At 62.4% G+C, this 19,173-nt stretch carries 15 protein-coding genes and 1 tRNA gene; 11 read left to right on the top strand and 5 right to left on the bottom strand.

Translation table 11 applies throughout. From position 1 onward, the window contains the following. Window positions 1–342: 342 nt before the first annotated feature. Both DM08_RS06045 and DM08_RS06040 read left to right on the top strand, forming a co-directional pair. Entirely contained in the window at window positions 343–963 is a 621-nt protein-coding gene (locus tag DM08_RS06045) for a hypothetical protein (RefSeq protein ID WP_035383742.1), read from the top strand. A 255-nt stretch (window positions 964–1,218) separates the two neighbouring features. After that, window positions 1,219–1,295 (top strand) — tRNA-Pro (locus tag DM08_RS06040). Window positions 1,296–1,373: 78 nt separating this feature from the next. Here DM08_RS06040 and DM08_RS06035 read toward each other — a convergent pair. Both DM08_RS06035 and DM08_RS06030 read right to left on the bottom strand, forming a co-directional pair. Continuing rightward, entirely contained in the window at window positions 1,374–2,444 is a 1,071-nt protein-coding gene (locus DM08_RS06035; protein ID WP_035383741.1) for an acetate/propionate family kinase, read from the bottom strand. Beyond that, window positions 2,432–4,804 (bottom strand): phosphoketolase family protein, encoded by a 2,373-nt coding sequence (locus DM08_RS06030; RefSeq protein ID WP_035383740.1) that lies wholly within the window; start codon window positions 4,802–4,804, stop codon window positions 2,432–2,434. Before DM08_RS06030 ends, DM08_RS06035 begins: the two co-directional genes overlap by 13 nt. A 145-nt stretch (window positions 4,805–4,949) precedes the next feature. Here DM08_RS06030 and DM08_RS06025 point away from each other — a divergent pair, with 145 nt between their 5' ends. The 5 genes from DM08_RS06025 (at window position 4,950) to DM08_RS06005 (ending at window position 12,304) form a co-directional block, all read left to right on the top strand. Then, window positions 4,950–5,843, top strand: coding sequence for a recombination-associated protein RdgC (locus DM08_RS06025; protein ID WP_035383739.1), 894 nt, complete (start codon window positions 4,950–4,952; stop codon window positions 5,841–5,843). 2 nt (window positions 5,844–5,845) lie between these two features. Continuing rightward, window positions 5,846–6,910 (top strand): mechanosensitive ion channel family protein, encoded by a 1,065-nt coding sequence (locus DM08_RS06020; RefSeq protein WP_051937826.1) that lies wholly within the window; start codon window positions 5,846–5,848, stop codon window positions 6,908–6,910. Window positions 6,911–6,951: 41 nt separating this feature from the next. Continuing rightward, window positions 6,952–7,938 (top strand): sensor domain-containing diguanylate cyclase, encoded by a 987-nt coding sequence (locus tag DM08_RS06015; RefSeq protein WP_035383797.1) that lies wholly within the window; start codon window positions 6,952–6,954, stop codon window positions 7,936–7,938. Window positions 7,939–8,048: 110 nt separating this feature from the next. Continuing rightward, the gene (locus tag DM08_RS06010; RefSeq protein ID WP_081908797.1) at window positions 8,049–10,454 is read left to right on the top strand and encodes an acyl-CoA dehydrogenase; all 2,406 of its coding nucleotides are present in this window, start codon (window positions 8,049–8,051) and stop codon (window positions 10,452–10,454) included. A 20-nt stretch (window positions 10,455–10,474) separates the two neighbouring features. Next, window positions 10,475–12,304, top strand: a complete 1,830-nt coding sequence (locus DM08_RS06005) for an AMP-dependent synthetase/ligase (protein WP_035383737.1) — start codon at window positions 10,475–10,477, stop codon at window positions 12,302–12,304. Between the two features lie 50 nt (window positions 12,305–12,354). Here DM08_RS06005 and DM08_RS06000 read toward each other — a convergent pair whose 3' ends face one another. Beyond that, on the bottom strand, window positions 12,355–12,756 hold the full coding sequence (locus tag DM08_RS06000) for a SirB2 family protein (RefSeq protein ID WP_035383736.1): 402 nt from the start codon (window positions 12,754–12,756) through the stop codon (window positions 12,355–12,357). 158 nt (window positions 12,757–12,914) lie between these two features. On the opposite strand from DM08_RS06000, the gene DM08_RS05995 reads away from it, so the two are divergent. From DM08_RS05995 to DM08_RS05980, 4 genes are all read left to right on the top strand, one after another. Continuing rightward, on the top strand, window positions 12,915–14,261 hold the full coding sequence (locus DM08_RS05995) for an ABC transporter permease (RefSeq protein WP_035383735.1): 1,347 nt from the start codon (window positions 12,915–12,917) through the stop codon (window positions 14,259–14,261). Then, entirely contained in the window at window positions 14,258–15,430 is a 1,173-nt protein-coding gene (gene earP, locus DM08_RS05990; RefSeq protein WP_035383734.1) for an elongation factor P maturation arginine rhamnosyltransferase EarP, read from the top strand. The genes DM08_RS05995 and earP overlap by 4 nt, the downstream gene beginning before the upstream one ends. Window positions 15,431–15,440: 10 nt before the next feature. After that, window positions 15,441–16,001, top strand: coding sequence for an elongation factor P (efp, locus tag DM08_RS05985; protein ID WP_035383733.1), 561 nt, complete (start codon window positions 15,441–15,443; stop codon window positions 15,999–16,001). Between the two features lie 237 nt (window positions 16,002–16,238). Further along, window positions 16,239–17,441: an ammonium transporter gene (locus DM08_RS05980; protein WP_035383732.1), complete on the top strand. Its 1,203-nt coding sequence runs from the start codon at window positions 16,239–16,241 to the stop codon at window positions 17,439–17,441. A gap of 99 nt (window positions 17,442–17,540) precedes the next feature. Here DM08_RS05980 and pstB read toward each other — a convergent pair whose 3' ends face one another. Next, window positions 17,541–18,314 carry a phosphate ABC transporter ATP-binding protein PstB gene (gene pstB, locus DM08_RS05975; RefSeq protein WP_035383731.1) on the bottom strand — a complete coding sequence of 258 codons (774 nt, stop codon included), beginning with the start codon at window positions 18,312–18,314 and terminating at the stop codon, window positions 17,541–17,543. 13 nt (window positions 18,315–18,327) lie between these two features. After that, a complete protein-coding gene (gene pstA / locus DM08_RS05970; RefSeq protein ID WP_051937825.1) occupies window positions 18,328–19,173 on the bottom strand; it encodes a phosphate ABC transporter permease PstA in 846 nt (281 codons plus the stop codon).

Genomic DNA, 19,173 nt, shown 5'->3' with positions numbered 1-19,173 from the left:
CGGGTCAACTCAACACCGGATGGAATCCTCGATTACATGGCTACCGGGATTACTCTTGGGATTCCAGTGTTCGGAAAATTTCCGCCATCCACCCGACTAGAACGGATACCTGATCGGCTTATTAAGTCAGGCTCTATCGAAGGTGGTGGGCGGCTTCTACAATTGAAAGACCTGCATTGCTCTCAGATTATTGACCTTACGCTCCGCAAGAGGGACCTACGTAAGGCTATTCATCACATGAGAGAGTCTGGGAAGGAGTTCACGAAATGAATTCCATGCTTCTATGGTGATCGTTGGGTCTCACAACTGCTAACCGCCGCACACTAATCCTTGGAGGTGCCCGTGGAATACCTTTTGCTCTTATTCGCCACTATAGCTATAGCCGCCTGGTGGCTCATGATTCGTGCGGGTCGCAAGACCGCAGTGGCCCCAATACAGCAGAGTTCGCTAAGCGAGCAGGAGCTTGTCCGACTGCAAGCGGATTTTGAACGCCGTCTTGCCTACGACTGCGACCTCCCGGACAGCATACACGGACGAGATGCCTACATGTATTGGAATCTTATGCGCAATTGGTTCGATAAATTGATCGCCGAAAACCGATATGATGATGAATACGCGAAGAAGATTCGACTCGATTGGTGCGAGTACGTCCAGCTTCTTCCTCGGGAAAATACGGCGCGATTTTTGGCGCTGGAAACAAACGATGAGGCCAAGGCGCAGACCTACGCCCAAGAAGCTGAATCAGCATCACGATCTATTGAGCTAATTCAAAATGCGTTTGCGGCGGCAATTGGATCAGAAGCCTTGGAGGTGCTTCGAGAAATTCGAAGCAGAGATGCAGATGCTTTTGACCGGTCAGGTAGAAGGCCTGTGGCTCCGACGGGACATCACTATTTCCCTGTATCTATCAGTCCCTACATAGAGGAATGTCAGCCCAAACCAATTTACAAAGTTGTGCCGTGAGGCCCAACGCATCATTGCACCCAGCCTTGCTCATTAAGCCACGCAAGGCCGGTGAATGTAAACGTTAGCCCGTCGTTGGTGCGTAACGTACCCTAAAAACAACGAAAATCAACCCAAGGGTACTAAGCCAAGAGCAGGGCCGACTGCATCGTCCGGCGGATGGTTTCAGGCTAAATCTCTGGCTAGTCGCGCTTTGTCGCTTGGCTCTGTAAAACCGCTTTCCCGTTCGCTGTGCTCTGTTATAATCCGCGCCCTCGGGGCGTAGCGCAGCCTGGTAGCGTACATGCATGGGGTGCATGTGGTCGGAGGTTCAAATCCTCTCGCCCCGACCAGACAAGTAGATGGACAAGGCTAGGCCGCAGCGATGCGGCCTTTTTCTTTTTGGTCAGGAAGGTGTCGCCGGGCCGTCGTCAGGCGGCGAGGTTGTCCCGCGTCAGTCTGGCTATCTCGGCTTCTTCGTCCGCCTGGACTCGGAGTATGGGTTTGCTGTTCTGTGCATTCAGCTGCGATGCGTGGTTGCGGTTGGCGACCGGGTCAAGGCCGAATCCCAGAAATCCCAGTGTGGCGCAGACCTGTGTGCGGACTGTGACGGAGTGTTCGCCGATGCCGCCGGTGAACACCAGTGCGTCCAGGCCGCCGACCTTGGCGGCGTAACTGCCGATGGCGGCACGCACCTGGCGTGCGTAGTATTCGACCGCGAAACGGGCGGCGGTGCTGTCGCTCTGCGTTAGTTCCGACATCTCGCTGGATAGGCCCTCCGACAGCGCCAGCAAGCCCATCTTGCGGTAGGTGAGTCGCGCCAATTCCTCAGCGTCAAAGCGTTGCGCCAGTTCCAGCATCACGCCGGGATCGAGGTCGCCGCTGCGCGTGCCCATCACGATGCCGCCCGCCGGTGTGTAGCCCATGCTGGTATCGACCGAGCGCAGGTTTTCCAGCAGACACAGGCTGGAGCCGCTGCCGAGGTGGGCGACGACGACGTGGCCGTGCGCCGCATCGCCTAGCAAGGCGGGCAGTTGCCGGGCGATGTGCGCGTAGTTCAGGCCGTGAAAGCCGTAGCGGCGCAGGCCCAGTTCGCCGGGGATGGGCAGACGGTAGGCGAGCTCGGGCAGGGTGGCGTGGAAGGCGGTGTCGAAGCAGGCGATCTGCGGCGCGTCGAAGTGCTGCGCGCACAACGCCACGCCGAGCAGGTTGCCAGGCAGATGCAGCGGCGCGAGATGGGTGATGCTGGCCAGCCGTGCCTGCTCGGTCGTGTCGATCAGTCGGGCGGCATCGCTGATGTCGCCGCCGTGGACGAAACGATGGCCGATGGCGCGTGGCCGGTATCCGGCCAGATCGTGCAGCAGCGCGGCGAAGGCGGCGGCGTGATCCTTGCATCCGCCCGAACCGATGCGTTCGTAACGAAAGTTCAGCCGCGTCCCGTCCGGCTGGAACAGGCTCGCCTTGAGGCTGGACGAGCCGCTGTTGATGGTCAGTACGGCCATGTCCAGTCGTTGGCTTCCGGCAGGTCCACGCCGTGCTCGTAGGCGTAGTTGCAGCAGGCGATCTGCTGGTCGCGCAGCCGGTCCTTGACGTGCGCACCGGCCACTTGCAGCGACGGGATGCGGTCGATCACGTCGATGGCCAGGCTGTAGCGGTCGATCTGGTTCTGGATGGCCAACTCCAGCGGTGTGTTGATGCTGCCTTTTTCCTTGTAGCCGCGCACGTGCCAGTTCTTGTGGCCGTTGCGACGATAGGCCAGGCGGTGGATCAGCCAAGGGTAACCGTGGAAGTTGAAGATCACCGGCTTGTCCACCGTGAACAGGCTGTCGAAGTCGCGCTCGTGCAAGCCATGTGGATGCTCGATGTTGGGTGTCAGCTTGTACAGGTCGACCACGTTGACGAAGCGTATCTTCAGCGCGGGGAAGTTCTCGCGCAGCAACACCACGGCGGCCAGCGCCTCCTTGGTGGGGATGTCGCCCGCGCTGGCGATCACCACGTCCGGCTCCACGCCGTCATCGTTGCTGGCCCATTCCCAGATGCCTATGCCCTTGGTGCAATGGGCGATGGCGGCATCCATATCCAAAAACTGCAGGTGTTTCTGTTTGTCGCACACGATCACGTTGATGAGGTCGGTGCTGGTCAGGCACTCCTGCGAGATCGCCAGCAGCGTGTTCACGTCGGGCGGCAGGTAGATGCGGGTGACGGCGGGGCTCTTGTTCACCACCACGTCGAGGAAGCCGGGGTCTTGATGGGTGAAACCGTTGTGGTCCTGCCGCCACACGGTGGAGGTGATGAGCAGGTTGAGCGATGACACCGGGGCGCGCCACGACACGGCCTTGGACATGTCCAGCCACTTGGCGTGCTGGTTGAACATCGAGTCGATGACGTGGACGAAGGCCTCGTAGGTGGAGAAGAAACCGTGGCGACCGGTGAGCAGATAGCCTTCCAGCCAGCCTTCCAGCGTGTGTTCGGAGAGGATTTCCATCACGCGCCCGTCCGGCGACAGCTCACCGCCGTCGGCATCTTCCGGCAGGTAGTCCGCCATCCATACCTTCTTGCTGACTTCGTAGACGTTGTCGAGCTTGTTGGATGCGTTCTCGTCCGGGCCGAACACGCGGAAGTTGTGCATGTTCTGCGCCATGATGTCGCGCAGGAACTTGCCCAGCGGGCGGGTGTTCTCGGCGGACATCTTGCCGGGGCCGGGCAGGGCGGCGGCGTAATCGCGGTAGTCCGGCATGCGCAGCGCCTTGCGCAGCAAGCCGCCGTTGGCATGCAGGTTGGCGCTCATGCGGCGGTTGCCCTTGGGGGCGAGCGCCTTCAGCTCAGGGATCAAGCGTCCGTTTGCGTCGAACAACTCCTCCGGGCGGTAGCTCTTCAGCCAGCTTTCCAGCTGCGTCAGCCGTTCCGGCTTGCTGCGCACCTCGCCCATGGGGACTTGGTGCGAGCGCCAGTAACCTTCGACCTTGTGCCCGTCCACTTCCTTCGGGCCGGTCCAGCCCTTGGGCGAGCGCAGCACGATCATCGGCCAGCGCGGGCGGGTGGGAATGCCGGAGCTGCGTGCTTCGCTCTGGACGCGACGGATCTCCAACAGGCACTGTTCCATGGTGGTTGCCATGGCGCGGTGCATGGTGGCGGGATCGCTGCCTTCGACGAAATAGGGTGTCCAGCCGTAGCCTTTGAACAGATTCTCCAGCTCATCGTGCGAGATGCGCGAGAGCAGGGTGGGGTTGTTGATCTTGTAACCGTTGAGATGCAGGATGGGCAGCACCGCGCCGTCGCGTACCGGGTTGAGGAACTTGTTGGAGTGCCAGGCCGTCGCCAGCGGGCCGGTTTCCGCCTCGCCGTCGCCCACCATCACGGTGACCAGCAGGTCGGGATTGTCGAAGGCCGCGCCGAAAGCGTGCGAGATGCTGTAACCCAGCTCGCCGCCCTCGTGGATGGAACCGGGGGTCTCCGGCGTGCAATGGCTGCCTATGCCGCCGGGGAAGGAGAACTCCTTGAAGAACTGGCGCAGGCCGTGCTCGTCCTCGCCCTTGTTCGGATAGATCTCGCTGTACGTGCCTTCCAGATAGGTCGGGGCCAGTACGCCGGGTGCGCCGTGGCCGGGGCCAGCCAGGAAGATCGCGTTCTGGTCGTACTTGTTGATCAGCCGATTCAGGTGGACATAGGCGAAGCTCAGGCCGGGGCTGGCTCCCCAGTGTCCGAGCAGGCGTTGCTTGATGTGTTCGGGCTGGAGCGGCTGTCTCAGCAGCGGGTTGTCACGCAGGTAGATCATGCCTGCCGCCAGATAGTTACAGGCGCGCCAGTAGGCGTCGATGGAAGTCAGTTCGTGTTCGGAAAGGGCGGGAATGACTGGGTTCATGGCGGAAAATCTGGTAAGCGAGGGGCCAAATAATACCACTCCGGTTTTGCAAAACCCTTACAATCGCCGCCGAAAAGTGCCAGGTGAGTGGCCGGTTTCCGGCACTCGAATCTCCCGAAATCCGATCTGAAAGTCCAAGTACACCATGTGGTTCAAGAATCTCCAGCTCTACCGTCTCTCCCGTTTTGACCTGACTCCCGCCGCGTTCGCCGCTGCTCTGGCGGAACATCCGCTGGAGGGCTCCGGCGGCGGCATGGACATGCAGCGCCTGGGCTGGGTGCCGCCCAAGGGTGAGCACGAACCTTTCGTGCATCAATACGGCGAGCAGATGCTGTTTGCGCTGGGCGTGGAAAAGAAGCTGCTGCCCAGCTCGGTGGTCAACCAGTTCGCCAAGGCGCGGGCGCAGGAGATCGAGGAGCAGCAAGGCTACAAGCCGGGCCGTAAGCAGATGAAGCAGATCAAGGAGGCGATGACCGACGAGCTGCTGCCGCGTGCCTTCGCCCTGCGCCGCAGCACCCGCGCCTGGATAGACCCGGCCGGCCAGTGGCTGGTGGTCGATGCCGCCAGCGTCGCCAAGGCGGACGAAGTGGTGGAGATGCTGCTCAAGCACGCCGAAGGCATCGCTTTCGCGCCGCTCCGCACCCAGCTTTCGCCGACCACGGCGATGACCGACTGGTTGCTGGGCGGCGCAGCGCCTGCCGGTTTCACGCTGGACGACGATTACGAGTTGCGCGGCGTGGGTGAGGGCAAGTCCAGCGTGCGCTACACCAAGCACACGCCCGATGCCGACGAGATCCGCAAACATGTCGAGTCCGGCAAGCAGGTCAGCCGCCTGGCCCTGACCTGGAGCGACCGTATCAGTTTCGTGCTGGACGAGAATCTGCAACTCAAGCGCATCGCGCCGCTGGATGTGCTGACCGAACAGGCCGATGCCGATGACGATGTGTTCGATTCCGACTTCGCGCTGATGAGCGGCGAGGTGGGCAAGATGCTGGTCGATCTGGTGGCGGCGCTGGGAGGCGAAGATCGCAAGGAGTGAACATGCTGCACCTTGAACTGACCCCGCATCACTGGAGCCTGATCTCGGTTCTGGTGGCGACACTGCTCGCCCACTTCCTGTCCCGGCTCGCCCTGACGCGCATGGCCCGCATCGCGGCGAACACCAGCAACGTGTGGGACGACGTGTTGCTGGAATCGGCCCGGCGACCGCTGCCGGTGTTGATCTGGCTGAGCGGCGCGCTGTTCGCCGCCTATCTGCATTACGACGGACATCAGCAGGCGGTGCCGGTCTGGGTCGGCCATGTGCGCACCTTGTCGCTGACCCTGTGCGTGGCCTGGTTCTTCTTCGTGCTGATACGCAAGGGGGCCGAGGGCGTGACCGCCAGGCAGGCCGAGCTGGGGCAGGAGGTGGACCGCACCACAGTGGAGGGCATCAGCAAGATTGCGCGCATCACGGTGGTGGTGCTGACCGGGCTGGTCAGCATCGAATCGCTGGGTTTCAGTATTTCCGGCGTGCTGGCCTTCGGCGGCATCGGCGGTATCGCCATCGGTTTCGCGGCCAAGGATTTCCTGGCCAATCTGCTGGGCGGCCTGATGCTGCATCTGGATCGCCCGTTTCGTCTGGGCGAGACCATACGTTCGCCCGACAAGCAACTGGAAGGCCAGGTCGAATACATAGGCTGGCGGCAGACGGCACTGCGCTCGCGCAACATGGACATGATCTATGTGCCGAACTCCATCTTCAATTCCATCGTGCTGGTCAACCTCTCCCGTCGCAGCCATCGCCGCATCGAAGAGACCATCGGTTTGCGTTACGCCGATCTACCCAAGGTGGCGACGATCTGTGACGAGGTCCGCGCCATGTTGCAGGGGCGGGACGACATCGACACCAGCCGGGAGCTGATCGTCGCTTTCAACACTTACAGCGAATCCAGCCTGGATCTGACGGTACAGGCGTTCACCTTCGCCACGGGTGGGGCCGAGTTCGGTGCCGCCAAGCAGTCCATCCTGCTGATGGTCGCGGCCATCGTGGCGCGCAATGGGGCCGACTTTGCCTTCCCCACCCGGACGCTACACATTGCGGATGGAAATCCGGTGTTGGACTAGAATGGAGTCGTCTTCCTAGCATCGCGTCGAATATGGCTGCCATGAACCTGATCCTCGCATTGTCCGTGCTGCTCGTAGTCGTGCTGGCGGCGACCAGTTGGCATTTCATGCGCGTGGCGCGACAGCTGCGGGAGAGCGAGGAGCGCTGGAAGCTCGCTCTGGAAGGTGCCGGGGACGGAGTCTGGGACTGGAACGTGCCGGCTGACACCGTGGTGTTCTCGGCGCGCTACAAGGCGATGGTCGGTTATACCGATGAGGACATCGCCGCCGCTGCCGAGGCCTGGCGCAACCGCATCCATCCGGATGACCGCGCCCAGGTGGACGAGGATGTGCGGGCCTGTTTGCGGGGGCAGGTCGGCACCTACAGCAACGAGCACCGCGTGCTGTGCAAGGATGGCAGCATCAAATGGGTGCTGGCGCGCGGCATGGTCGTCAGCCGCACGCCGGACGGCCAGCCCTTGCGTATGATAGGCACGCATGTGGACATCACCGGGCGCAAGGCTCTGGAAGAGCGGATGCTGCATCTGGCCAATTTCGACATGCTGACCGGCCTGCCCAACCGTTCGCTGATCGGCGACCGCTTGCAACAGGCGGTGTTCAAGGCCAGGCGCGACAAGACCCACCTGGCGGTGATGTTTCTGGATCTGGACAAGTTCAAGCCGGTCAACGACAACTTCGGCCATGAGGTCGGCGACCTGTTGCTGAAGCAGGTCGCCCAGCGCCTGATGGCCAGCGTGCGCGCTTCCGACACCGTGGCCCGTATCGGCGGCGACGAGTTCGTGGTGCTGCTCTCCTCCATCGAGCAGCAGAGCGATGCCACCGTGGTCGCCGAGAAGATATTGCAGGCGCTGCAGCAGCCCTTTGCTGTGCTGGGCCACACCGTCGAGATCTCCGGCAGCGTGGGCATCGCCGCCTATCCCGAGCATGGCGACGACGAGAAGCTGCTGCTCATCAATGCCGACATCGCCATGTACCACGCCAAACGTGCGGGCCGTAACGCTTACCGGCTCTACGCTGCTGGCATGTAGCCGGCCCGGCGCAGCTTTCGCTTGACGGGTGTTTGGCGTATGCGGTCTACTCCGTGGCCGTGTCCGAATGGGCAGAAGGCGATTCCATGGGGGAAACGATGTCTATCGTGATGTTCGTAACTGTGCTGGCGGTCTGTCTGGGCTTGGCGATCTTTCGCGCCTCGATACAGAGCTGGTTGCTGGCAGTGGTGGTGCTGGTGTTCTGGGTGGCGAGCGAGAGCCGCATCTCTCCCGGTGCATTGCAGATCAGCTACCTCGTGCTCGGTACGATCATCGCCATCCTGGGCGTGCCGCAGTTGCGCCGTCGCTTGGTGAGCCGCCCCATGCTGGGCCTGTTCCGCAGACTGCTGCCGCCCATCTCCGCGACCGAACAGGAAGCACTGGAAGCGGGCACGGTCTGGTGGGAGGGCGACCTGTTCAACGGTTTGCCCGACTGGGACAAGCTGCTGGCCATCCCCAAGCCGAGCTTGAGCGCGGCTGAACTGTCTTTCCTCGACCATGAAGTGACGCAACTCTGCGCCATGCTGGACGACTGGGACATCACCGGCCAGCGTCATGACCTGCCGCCGGAGGTTTGGCAGTTCCTCAAGGAGCGCGGCTTCTTCGGCATCATCATCCCCAAGGAATATGGCGGTCTGCAGTTCTCGGCGCAGGCGCATTCGGCCATCGTGGCCAAGGTCGCTTCGCGCAGCTGGTCGGCGGCGGTGACGGTGATGGTGCCGAACTCGCTCGGGCCCGCCGAACTGTTGCTGCACTACGGCACGGACGAGCAGAAGCAGCGTTATCTGCGCCGCCTGGCTGTGGGCGCGGAAGTGCCGTGTTTCGCCCTGACCGGGCCGTTCGCCGGTTCCGATGCCGGAGCCATCCCGGATCTGGGCGTGGTGTGTCGTGGCGACTTTGGCGCGCGGAAGAACGTACTCGGTATCCGCCTCAACTGGGAGAAGCGCTACATCACACTGGCACCCGTGGCGACGCTGCTGGGACTGGCGTTCAAGCTGCATGACCCCGAGCGCTTGCTGGGCGGCGAGGTGGAACTTGGCATCACGCTGGCGCTGATCCCGACCGACACGCCGGGCGTGGAGATCGGGCGGCGGCACGATCCGCTGGGCGCGGCTTTCCTCAACGGTCCGACCGTGGGGCGCGACGTGTTCATCCCGCTGGAGCAGATCATCGGCGGTGTCGAGCAGGTTGGCCGGGGCTGGCGCATGTTGATGGAGTGTCTGGCGGCGGGCCGGGCCATCTCTTTGCCCTCCAGCGCGACCGGCGGCATGCAACTGGCGGCGCGTACCAGCGGTGCCTACGCCCGCGTGCGCAAGCAGTTCAAGCTGCCGATAGGCAAGTTTGAGGGCATCGAAGAGCCGCTGGCGCGCATCGCCGGGCATACCTATCTGGTGGACAGCGCACGGCGCTTGACCGCCAGCGCGGTCGATCTGGGTGAAAAACCTGCCGTGGTCTCGGCCATCGTGAAATATCACGCTACCGAGCGTGCGCGCATGGTCATCAACGATGCGATGGACGTGCATGGCGGCAAGGGCATCTGCCTGGGGCCGAACAACTATCTGGGACGCAGCTATCAGCAGATGCCTATCGCCATCACGGTCGAGGGTGCCAACATCCTGACGCGCAGCCTGATGATCTTCGGTCAGGGCGTGGTGCGTTCGCACCCTTACGTGCTCAAGGAGATGTCGGCCACGCGGCTGGAAGACCCCGAGCGTGCGCTGATGTATTTCGACCTGGCCTTGTTCGGGCACATCAGTTTCGTCCTGAGCAACATGGCGCGTTCCTTCCTGTTCGGTCTGACCGATGGCTGGGTGGTGCCCGTGCCACGGCAGCGTGAGACGTTCCGCTATTTCCAGAGGCTCACCCGCTATGCGTCGGCTTTCGCGCTGATGTCGGATGCCGTGATGCTGGCCTTTGGTGGCGGGCTGAAACGGCACGAGACGATCTCCGGGCGCATGGGCGATGTGCTGAGCCAGCTCTATCTGGCCTCGGCGGCGCTCAAGCGTTTCGAGGACGATGGCCGCCCGGCGGACGATCAGCCGCTGCTGGACTGGGCGCTCGGCGATGCGCTGTACCGCATCCAGCAGGCGCTGGACGGGGTGCTGGCCAATTTGCCCGGCTATCTGCGCTGGCCGTTGCGGGTGCTGGTGTTCCCGTATGGCCTGCACTTGCGCCCGCCGTCGGATCGGCTCGTCCATCAGCTCGCCCAGCGGTTGATGCAGCCGGGAGCGATGCGTGACCGGCTCACCGCCGGGATGTACCTGCCAGCGGGAGAGGTGGAGGCGGTCGGTGCGCTGGAGGCGGCGCTGGAGAGCACCTTGCGTTGCGAGGCGGTGCTGCAACGGGTCGAGGCGGCCGCCAGGGAGGGCAGGCTGACCGCGCATCAAGAGCCGGAGCAGATCCGGGAAGCACAGGAAAAAGGCGTGATCAGCGCCGATGAGCGGGCGCTGCTGGAGCGTGACTATGCGCTGCGTCGCCGGGTCATCATGGTGGATGATTTCGCCACGTTGGATTAGACGCTGGGTTCGGGGGGAATATGGGGAGTGGGAGAGAGCTCGATCTGATCGAGCCGGGGCAGGTCAGTTCGCTGCACGGTCTGTTCCTGGAGCGGGTGCGGCGTTCACCCGATCAGGTGGCGTATCAATATTTCGACTTTCAGCTCAAGGCCTGGCAGACATTGACCTGGCGGCAGGTGGCCGAGCAGGTGGCGTGCTGGCAGGCGGCTCTGATCGGCGAAGGTCTGAATCCGGGCGACCGCGTCGGTATCATGCTGCGCAACTGTCCGCAATGGGTGATGTTCGACCAGGCGGCGATGTCGCTGGGCTTGGTGGTGGTGCCGCTGTACACGGTGGACAGGCCGGAGAACGTGGCCTATATCACGCAGGATGCCGGCTTGCGGGTGTTGCTGATCGAAACCCGCGAGCAATGGCAGACCTTGCGCGGCGTGGCGGGACAGATGGCGACGGTGCAGCGCTTCGTCAGCCTGAACGATTGCGCCGACCAGTCTGAGCCGCGCCTGGTGGCGGCCAGCGCCTGGCTGCCGGAACGGGCGACCTTGCAGGCCGAGCCGCCGCGCGACATCCACACGCTGGCGACCATCATGTACACCTCCGGTACGACGGGGCGACCCAAGGGCGTGATGCTGTCGCACAGCAACATCCTGCACAACGCGCGCGACGGACTGAAGACCTTTGATGTCCTGCCGGATGACAGCATGCTGTCCTTCCTGCCGCTGTCACATGCCTTCGAACGCACAGTCGGCTATTACCTGAACGTGATGGCGGGCGGCAAGGTGGCGTTCGCGCGTTCGATCTCGCATCTGGCCGACGATCTGCAGTTCATCCAGCCGACCATACTCATCTCGGTGCCGCGCATCTTCGAGCGCATCCACGGCGGTATACGCGCCAAGCTGGAGCAGGCCCCCGGCCTGCAACAGTGGCTGTTCGCGTTGACGCTGGCGGTAGGCTGGCGGCAGTTCGAGTATGCCCAGGGGCGCACTTCCTGGCATCCTGCCTTGCTGTTGTGGCCGTTGCTGAAGAGGCTGGTGGCGGACAAGGTGACGGCGAAGCTGGGCGGTCGTTTGCGTCTGTCCATCAGCGGCGGTGCGGCCTTGCCGCCGGATATCTCGCGCTTCTTCATCTCGCTGGGGCTGAACGTCCTGCAAGGTTACGGCCTGACCGAAACCAGCCCGGTCATTAGCGTGAATCTTACCGGCAGCAATCTCCCGGACAGTGTCGGCCCGCCGCTGGAGGGGACGCAGATCGCCATCGGTGAGCAGGGCGCGTTACTGGTGCGCGGTTCGAGTGTGATGCTGGGCTACTGGAACAATCCCGAGGCGACGCGCGCCATGATCTCCGCCGATGGCTGGCTCAATACCGGGGATACGGCGCGCATCGCGGAAACGGGACACATCTACATCACCGGGCGGCTGAAGGAGATCATCGTCATGTCCAACGGCGAGAAGGTGCCGCCCGGCGATATGGAGTCGGCCATCCTGCGCGATCCGCTGTTCGAGCAGGTGATGGTGTACGGTGAGGCCAGCCCCTTTCTGGTGGCGATCGCGGTCGTGAATGCCGAGGTCTGGCAGCGATTCGCGGCGGAGGTCGGCATCCAGCCCGACATGCCGGAGTCGTTGCTGGATTCGCGTGTGGAACAAAGGGCGCTGGCGCGCATCACCCGGCAGATCAATGATTTCCCCGGCTACGCGAAGATACGTCGGGTGTTGTTGCTGCGCGAACCGTGGACCATCGAGGGCGGGCAGTTGACACCCACCTTGAAGTTACGCCGTAACCGCGTGGTCGCCCAGTACGAGGACGAGCTGCGTCGACTCTACGGCGAACATGGCCGGAAGGCGGATGGTAGTTAGCGGCCCGGCGAGAGCCGCAGGGCGAGCGGTGCTGCCAGACGGAGGCGTGCTCAGCTCGCCGGAGCTTGCAGGCATTGCCAGGGCGCGGGCGTATGGCAGACCGCCACGCTGGCGATGTAGAGAAACACGGCCAGCGCAGCCAGCCAGGCGGAGAGCCTGATGCTCCGCGACCTTCGGCGTTTGAGAGCCACTGTCCCCAGACCGATGTAGACCAGCAGTGCGACTATCTTGGCGGCCAGCCAGGGCGTGTCCAGCGGGGAATATCCGAGGCTCGCTGCCAGGGCGATGGCGCTGGTCAGCAGCACCGTGTCCACCAGATGTGGCGCGATCCGGACCCAGCGCTGCCGCAAGTGCGGCGCATCGTGCAACCTCCACCAGCCGCGCAAGAAGAACAGGCCGAAGCTGACAGACACGCTGCCGACGTGGATGAGTTTCAGGATCTCGGGATGCATGCGCGCTCTCGGCGGTGGAATGGCTGCGGATTATGCCTGAAATGCGGGATCGGCCCGGCATCGGGCTGGACTTTGCTGTGGTCGCCCCCTAATATCCGCCGGATGGAGACATTCTTTCCCTATTCGACACCCTCCCGCCCGTACCTGGAGCCAGCGACATGATGCCCGTCGTCCTGTTGACCGATGCCATGGTCTACCTGCTGCTGGCGGTCGGCGTGGCCGGCGCGCTCTGGGTGCGCCGACATCCCCACTTGCTGCTGCCGTGGCAGCGCGTCGCCCGCAATGGGGTCGGGATGGCTTCATTGATTGTGCTCGCCCTGTTCCTGCTGGTTGGATTTCTGGATTCGCTCCATTACCGTGCGGCCATGCCGGACCGGAACAACGGCCATGCCGTCTACTCTCCTGAGGTGCTGAGTGCTTTCGATGCCGCTGTCGGCGAACTGCGCAGTCGTACCGAAAAGACCTATTCCGCGCCGCTGGCGGCCTATCTTTACGCCAGGGAAACGCATGAGAGCGAGGATGGCAAGGTGCTGCGCGACTACCCGCGCTTGAAGTTCGGCGGGGCGCATCTGGCCGATCCGCAGCGCGACTGGGCGGGCGATGTGCTCAAGCGAGCATTGCTCGGTGGTGGCCTGGGCGCACTGGCCGGGGGCATGCTGATACTGGCATTCCGCCGCTGCGCACCGATGCGCCGACACGGTCCGATGGCGGTGTTGCTGCTGGCCGGCGTGGTCATCGGCAGCGTGGCCAGCCTGGCCCAGGTCTATCACGTGTTGGGTACCGACAAGGTCGGGCAGGATGTGCTCTACCTTTCCCTGAAGAGCATCCGCACCGGGCTGGTGATCGGCACCGTCACCACGCTGGTGATGCTGCCGTTCGCGCTGTTCCTGGGCGTAGCGGCGGGGTATCTGCGCGGCTGGGTGGACGATGTCATTCAGTACGTCTATACCGTGCTGAGTTCCATCCCCAGTGTGCTGCTGATCGCGGCGGCAGTGCTGATGATGCAACTGGTGATCGAACAGCACGCCGATTGGTTCAATACCGCCGCCGCGCGTGCCGACGTGCGTCTGTTGTGCCTGTGCCTGATCCTCGGCGTGACCAGTTGGACCGGACTGTGCCGCTTGTTGCGCGGCGAAACGCTCAAGCTGCGCGAGCAGGAATACATCCAGGCGGCGCAGGCGTTCGGCGTGTCCTCGTTCCGCATCCTGACGCGGCACATCGTGCCCAACGTGATGCACATCGTGCTCATTTCGGTGGTGATGGACTTCTCCGGGCTGGTGCTGGCCGAAGCGGTACTGTCCTATGTCGGTGTCGGGGTCGATCCCGCCACCATCAGCTTTGGCACTATGATCAACGCGGCACGCATGGAGATGGGGCGCGAGCCCATGGTGTGGTGGACGCTGGCCTCGGCCTTTAGCTTCATGTTGGTGCTGGTGCTCGCCGCCAACCTGTTCGCCGATGCGGTGCGCGATGCTTTCGACCCGCGCTTGAACCGCAGCTCATGAGTTTCACCTGCGACATCTTCTGCGCCGTGGTGGACAACTACGGCGACATCGGCGTGTGCTGGCGGCTGGCGAAATGCCTGCGCGACGAGGGTGTGGCGGTGCGGCTATGGGTGGACGATCTGGCGAGTTTCGCCAAGCTGTGCCCGGAACTGGATGCCACAAGCCAACTGCAGCTTTGTCGTGGCGTGGAAGTGCGGCGCTGGTCGCAGCCGTTCCCGGCAACCACACCGGCCCCACTGGTCATCGAAGCCTTTGCCTGCAAGCTGCCGCCGGACTATCTCGCGGCGATGGCGGCCATGCTAGAGCCGCCGCTGTGGGTCAACCTCGAATATCTCTCTGGCGAAGACTGGGTGGAGGGTTGCCACAGGCTACCGTCGCCGCACCCGACTTTGCCGCTAACCAGGCATTTCTTCTTTCCCGGTTTCTCGCCCAAGACCGGAGGCCTGTTGCTGGAGCGCGACCTGCTGGCACGGCGCGATGCCTTTCAGCGTGACCCGCAGGCCATCACCGCTTATTGGCGATCACTCGATCTCCCCGCACCTGAGCCCGATGAGCTGCGCGTTTCCCTGTTCGGCTACGAGAACGCTGCCGTCAGCGGATTGTTGCGGGAGTGGAGCGAGGGTGCACGAGCCGTCACTTGTCTAGTACCCGAAGGGCGCATCCTGCCGCAGGTGGCGGAATTCTTCGGTTTTGACGAGGGTGCAGCGGACGCGGGCTGGCGGCGCGGTAACTTGCGAGTGCGGGTGCTGCCCTTCGTCGAGCAGGAACGCTACGACACCCTGCTGTGGGCTTGTGATGTGAACTTCGTGCGCGGCGAGGATTCCTGCGTGCGGGCGCAGTGGGCGGCGCGGCCATTCGTCTGGCAGATATATCCGCAGCACGACGGCGTGCATCTGGACAAGTTGCGCGCCTTGCTGGCGCGCTACGGCGCAGGGATGCCTTCGGTGGCGACAGCGGCGCTGTCCGATCTCTGGCTCGCCTGGAACACGGGGGCGGATGCGGGGGCGGCATGGGAGGCGTTCGAGGTGCAGCGGGCGGTGTTTCGGTCCCGTGCCGAGGCCTGGTCGGCAAGTTTGGCGGGTCACAGTCTGGCATTGAATTTACTGGATTTTTGTCGCGAAACGGGTAGAATGCGCGCCTTCGAATTTAGCTCCTCATTTACCTCTTAAGGATAATGCAATGAAAATCGCTCAGGAACTCCGCGCCGGTAACGTGGTGATGGTCAAAGGCCAGCCGCTGGTCGTGCAAAAATGTGAATACAGCCGCTCCGGCCGCAGTGGCTCGGTGGTGAAGTTCAAGTTCAAGAACCTGCTGACCGACGCACCTAGCGAAGCCATCTATTCCGCCGATGACAAGTTCGACCAGATCATTCTGGACAAGAAGGAGTGCACCTATTCTTACTTCGCTGACCCGATGTACGTGTTCATGGACGAAGAGTACAACCAGTACGAAGTCGAAAAAGAGAACGTGGGCGATGTGGTCAACTACATCGTTGACGGCATGGAAGACAAGTGCGAAGTGACTTTCTACGAAGGCAAGGCCATCTCCGTCGAGTTGCCCAACACCATCGTGCGTGAAGTGGTGTACACCGAGCCAGCCGTGCGTGGCGACACTTCCGGCAAGGTGATGAAGCCTGCCAAGCTGAACACCGGCTTCGAGTTGCCCGTGGCGGCCTTCATCGACATCGGCGACAAGATCGAGATCGACACCCGCACTGGCGAGTTCAAGAAGCGCGCTTGAGCGTTGGCGACAGGGTTGTACGAAAAAGGAGCTTCGGCTCCTTTTTTGTTTCTGTGGCTTAGAGATCAGCACTTATTCAGTGCATGATGCGGTGCATTGATTTTTGATATGCACTGCGGTGGTGCAATATTTGCGGCATTGTGCTGAGATATTTTTATACTGTACTTATTAAACAATGTATTGCGAGGTTTGGCATGGGTCTTGCTAAATACGGTCGGTTTGCACTTGGAGATGGGTATGGAAAATTTGAAAGTCAGTAACGACGCGCTGTTCATCCTGTTGGGCGCGATCATGGTATTGGCGATGCACGCCGGGTTTGCCTTTCTGGAACTGGGCACGGTGCGGAAGAAGAACCAGGTGAATGCGCTGGTCAAGATCCTGAGCGACTTCGCCATCTCGACCTTGGCCTACTTCTTCATCGGCTACAGCATCGCTTACGGGGTGAACTTCTTCACCGGCGCGGAAGAGCTGGCGCAGAAGAATGGCTATGAGCTGGTCAAGTTCTTCTTTCTGCTGACCTTTGCAGCGGCGATCCCGGCCATCATCTCCGGCGGCGTGGCCGAGCGCGCCAAGTTCAATCCCCAGATGGCGGCCACGTTCATGCTGGTCGGCTTCATCTATCCATTGTTCGAGGGCATCGCCTGGAACCACCGCTTCGGCATCCAGGACTGGCTCAATGCCAGCTTCGGCGCAGAGTTCCATGACTTCGCCGGTTCGGTGGTGGTGCATGCGGTCGGTGGCTGGATAGGCTTGGCGGCAGTGCTGCTGCTGGGCGCGCGTAGCGGGCGCTATCGCAAGGATGGCCAGATCTCCGCGCATCCGCCCTCCAGCATCCCCTTTCTGGCGCTGGGTGCCTGGGTCCTGACGGTAGGCTGGTTCGGCTTCAACGTGATGTCGGCCCAGACCATAGACAAGATCAGTGGCCTGGTGGCGGTCAATTCGCTGATGGCCATGGTCGGCGGTACGTTGGTGGCGCTGTGGCTGGGCAAGAACGATCCCGGTTTCGTGCACAACGGCCCGCTGGCCGGTCTGGTGGCGGTGTGCGCTGGCTCCGACCTGATGCATCCGCTGGGCGCGCTGGTCACCGGCGGCGTGGCGGGCGGCCTGTTCGTGTGGATGTTCACCCTGACCCAGAACCGCTGGAAGATCGACGACGTGCTGGGCGTGTGGCCGCTGCATGGCCTGTGCGGTGCCTGGGGTGGCATTGCGGCAGGCATCTTCGGCATGAAGGCGTTGGGCGGCATCGGTGGTATCAGCTTCATGGCGCAACTGATCGGTACCCTCATGGGCATAGCCATCGCCTTGGCGGGGGGCTTCGTCGTTTATGGGGCGATCAAGAAGACCGTTGGTATCCGTCTGGATGCGGAAGAGGAGTTCAATGGTGCCGACCTCTCCATCCACAAGATCAGCGCCACTCCGGAGCGTGAGTCGGGCTGGTGATCGGCAGCGTAGTCTGTAAATGGAAAGGGCAGCGCAAGCTGCCCTTTTTGTTATCCGTACGGTGGACTTGGTTTCAACCGCTGCAATATCACCGGCAGATTAACCGAATCTGCCGGTGATATAGTCTTCCGTTTCTTTGCGTTTGGGGTTGGTGAACACGGTGCTGGTGTCGCCGAACTCGATCAGGTCGCCCATGTACATGTAGGCAGTGAAGTCGGAGACGCGCGCCGCCTGTTGCATGTTGTGCGTCACGATGACGATGGTGAAGTCTTCCTTCAGCTCGTCGATCAGCTTCTCGATGTGGGCGGTGGAGATCGGGTCGAGCGCGGAGGTCGGCTCGTCCAGCAGCAACACTTGCGGTTTCACGGCGATGGCACGGGCGATGCACAGACGCTGCTGCTGGCCGCCGGACAGGCCGGTGCCGCTCTGCTTCAGCTTGTCCTTCACTTCGTTCCACAACGCGGCTTTCTTCAGCGCCCATTCCACGCGCTCGTCCATGTCATGGCGGGAGAGTTTTTCGTACAGCTTCACGCCGAAGGCGATGTTGTCGTAGATCGACATCGGGAACGGTGTCGGCTTCTGGAACACCATGCCGACCTTGGCGCGCAACATATTCAGGTCTTGGCGCTTGTCCAGCAGGTTGTTGCCGTCGAGCAGAATCTCGCCGGTGGCTTTCTGCTTGGGGTAGAGCTGGTACATGCGGTTGAAGGTGCGCAGCAGGGTGGATTTGCCGCAGCCGGACGGGCCGATGAAGGCGGTGACCATCTTTTCGGGGATGGTCAGGTTGATGTCCTTCAGCGCACGATATTCGCCATAGAAGAAATTGAGGTCACGTACGACCAGTTTCGGAGTGATGTTCTTTTCAGCAATCATGCCGTTTCCTAGCTTAGTGATGGTTTGAGTTCTGGCGGAACATGACGCGAGCCACGATGTTCAGCGTCAGCACGCTGAAAGTGATCAGCAGTGCGCCTGCCCAGGCCAGATGCTGCCAGTCTTCATAGGGGCTCATGGCGAACTGGAAGATGACCACCGGCAGGTTGGCCATAGGCTTGTCCATGTCGCCGTTCCAGAATTGGTTGTTGAGCGAGGTGAACAGCAGCGGTGCGGTCTCGCCCGAGATGCGCGCCACTGCCAGCAGGATGCCGGTGATGATGCCGGCACGCGCGGCGCGCAGCGTCACGAAATTGATCACCTTCCATTGCGGTGCGCCGAGCGCGGCTGCGGCTTCGCGCAGGGTGTTCGGCACCAGACGCAGCATGTTCTCGGTGGTGCGGATCACCACCGGGATGACGATGATGGACAGCGCCAGCGCGCCCGCCCAGCCGGAGAAATGCTTGACGTGGACGACATAGACCTCGTACACGAACAGGCCGATCACGATGGACGGCGCGGACAGCAGCACGTCGTTGATGAAGCGGGTGATCGGGGCCAGCCAGCCGCGCTGGCCGAACTCGGCCAGATAGGTGCCTGCCAGAATGCCGATGGGCGTGCCGATCAGCGTACCCAGCACGGTCATCATCAGGCTGCCGGCGATGGCGTTGAGCAGGCCGCCATCGCTGCCGGGTGGCGGGGTCATCTTGCTGAACAGGGCGGGGGTCAGTCCGGGCAGGCCATGTTCCAGCAGGGTGAGCAGGATCCAGCCCAGCCAGAACAAGCCGAACAGCATGGCCAGGATGGAGACGCCCAAACTGATGAAGTTGATGAGGCGGCGGCGGTTGTAGAGCGAGAACAT

This window comes from Ferriphaselus sp. R-1, from assembly GCF_000746095.1.
Taxonomy (GTDB): Bacteria; Pseudomonadota; Gammaproteobacteria; order Burkholderiales; family Gallionellaceae; genus Ferriphaselus.
The sequence above is the reverse complement of the archived record's forward strand: the minus strand, read 5'-3'. Positions and strand labels throughout refer to the sequence as shown.

Bases quoted from the DNA above. Each gene is read 5' to 3' on its own strand.
- efp (WP_035383733.1), top strand. From the start codon at position 15,441: ATGAAAATCGCTCAGGAACTCCGCGCCGGTAACGTGGTGATGGTCAAA.
- DM08_RS05995 (WP_035383735.1), top strand. From the start codon at position 12,915: ATGATGCCCGTCGTCCTGTTGACCGATGCCATGGTCTACCTGCTGCTG.
- pstB (WP_035383731.1), bottom strand. From the start codon at position 18,314: ATGATTGCTGAAAAGAACATCACTCCGAAACTGGTCGTACGTGACCTC.
- pstA (WP_051937825.1), bottom strand. From the start codon at position 19,173: ATGTTCTCGCTCTACAACCGCCGCCGCCTCATCAACTTCATCAGTTTG.
- DM08_RS06005 (WP_035383737.1), top strand. From the start codon at position 10,475: ATGGGGAGTGGGAGAGAGCTCGATCTGATCGAGCCGGGGCAGGTCAGT.
- DM08_RS05980 (WP_035383732.1), top strand. From the start codon at position 16,239: ATGGAAAATTTGAAAGTCAGTAACGACGCGCTGTTCATCCTGTTGGGC.
- DM08_RS06030 (WP_035383740.1), bottom strand. From the start codon at position 4,804: ATGAACCCAGTCATTCCCGCCCTTTCCGAACACGAACTGACTTCCATC.
- DM08_RS06000 (WP_035383736.1), bottom strand. From the start codon at position 12,756: ATGCATCCCGAGATCCTGAAACTCATCCACGTCGGCAGCGTGTCTGTC.
- earP (WP_035383734.1), top strand. From the start codon at position 14,258: ATGAGTTTCACCTGCGACATCTTCTGCGCCGTGGTGGACAACTACGGC.
- DM08_RS06015 (WP_035383797.1), top strand. From the start codon at position 6,952: ATGAACCTGATCCTCGCATTGTCCGTGCTGCTCGTAGTCGTGCTGGCG.
- DM08_RS06010 (WP_081908797.1), top strand. From the start codon at position 8,049: ATGTTCGTAACTGTGCTGGCGGTCTGTCTGGGCTTGGCGATCTTTCGC.
- DM08_RS06020 (WP_051937826.1), top strand. From the start codon at position 5,846: ATGCTGCACCTTGAACTGACCCCGCATCACTGGAGCCTGATCTCGGTT.
- DM08_RS06025 (WP_035383739.1), top strand. From the start codon at position 4,950: ATGTGGTTCAAGAATCTCCAGCTCTACCGTCTCTCCCGTTTTGACCTG.
- DM08_RS06035 (WP_035383741.1), bottom strand. From the start codon at position 2,444: ATGGCCGTACTGACCATCAACAGCGGCTCGTCCAGCCTCAAGGCGAGC.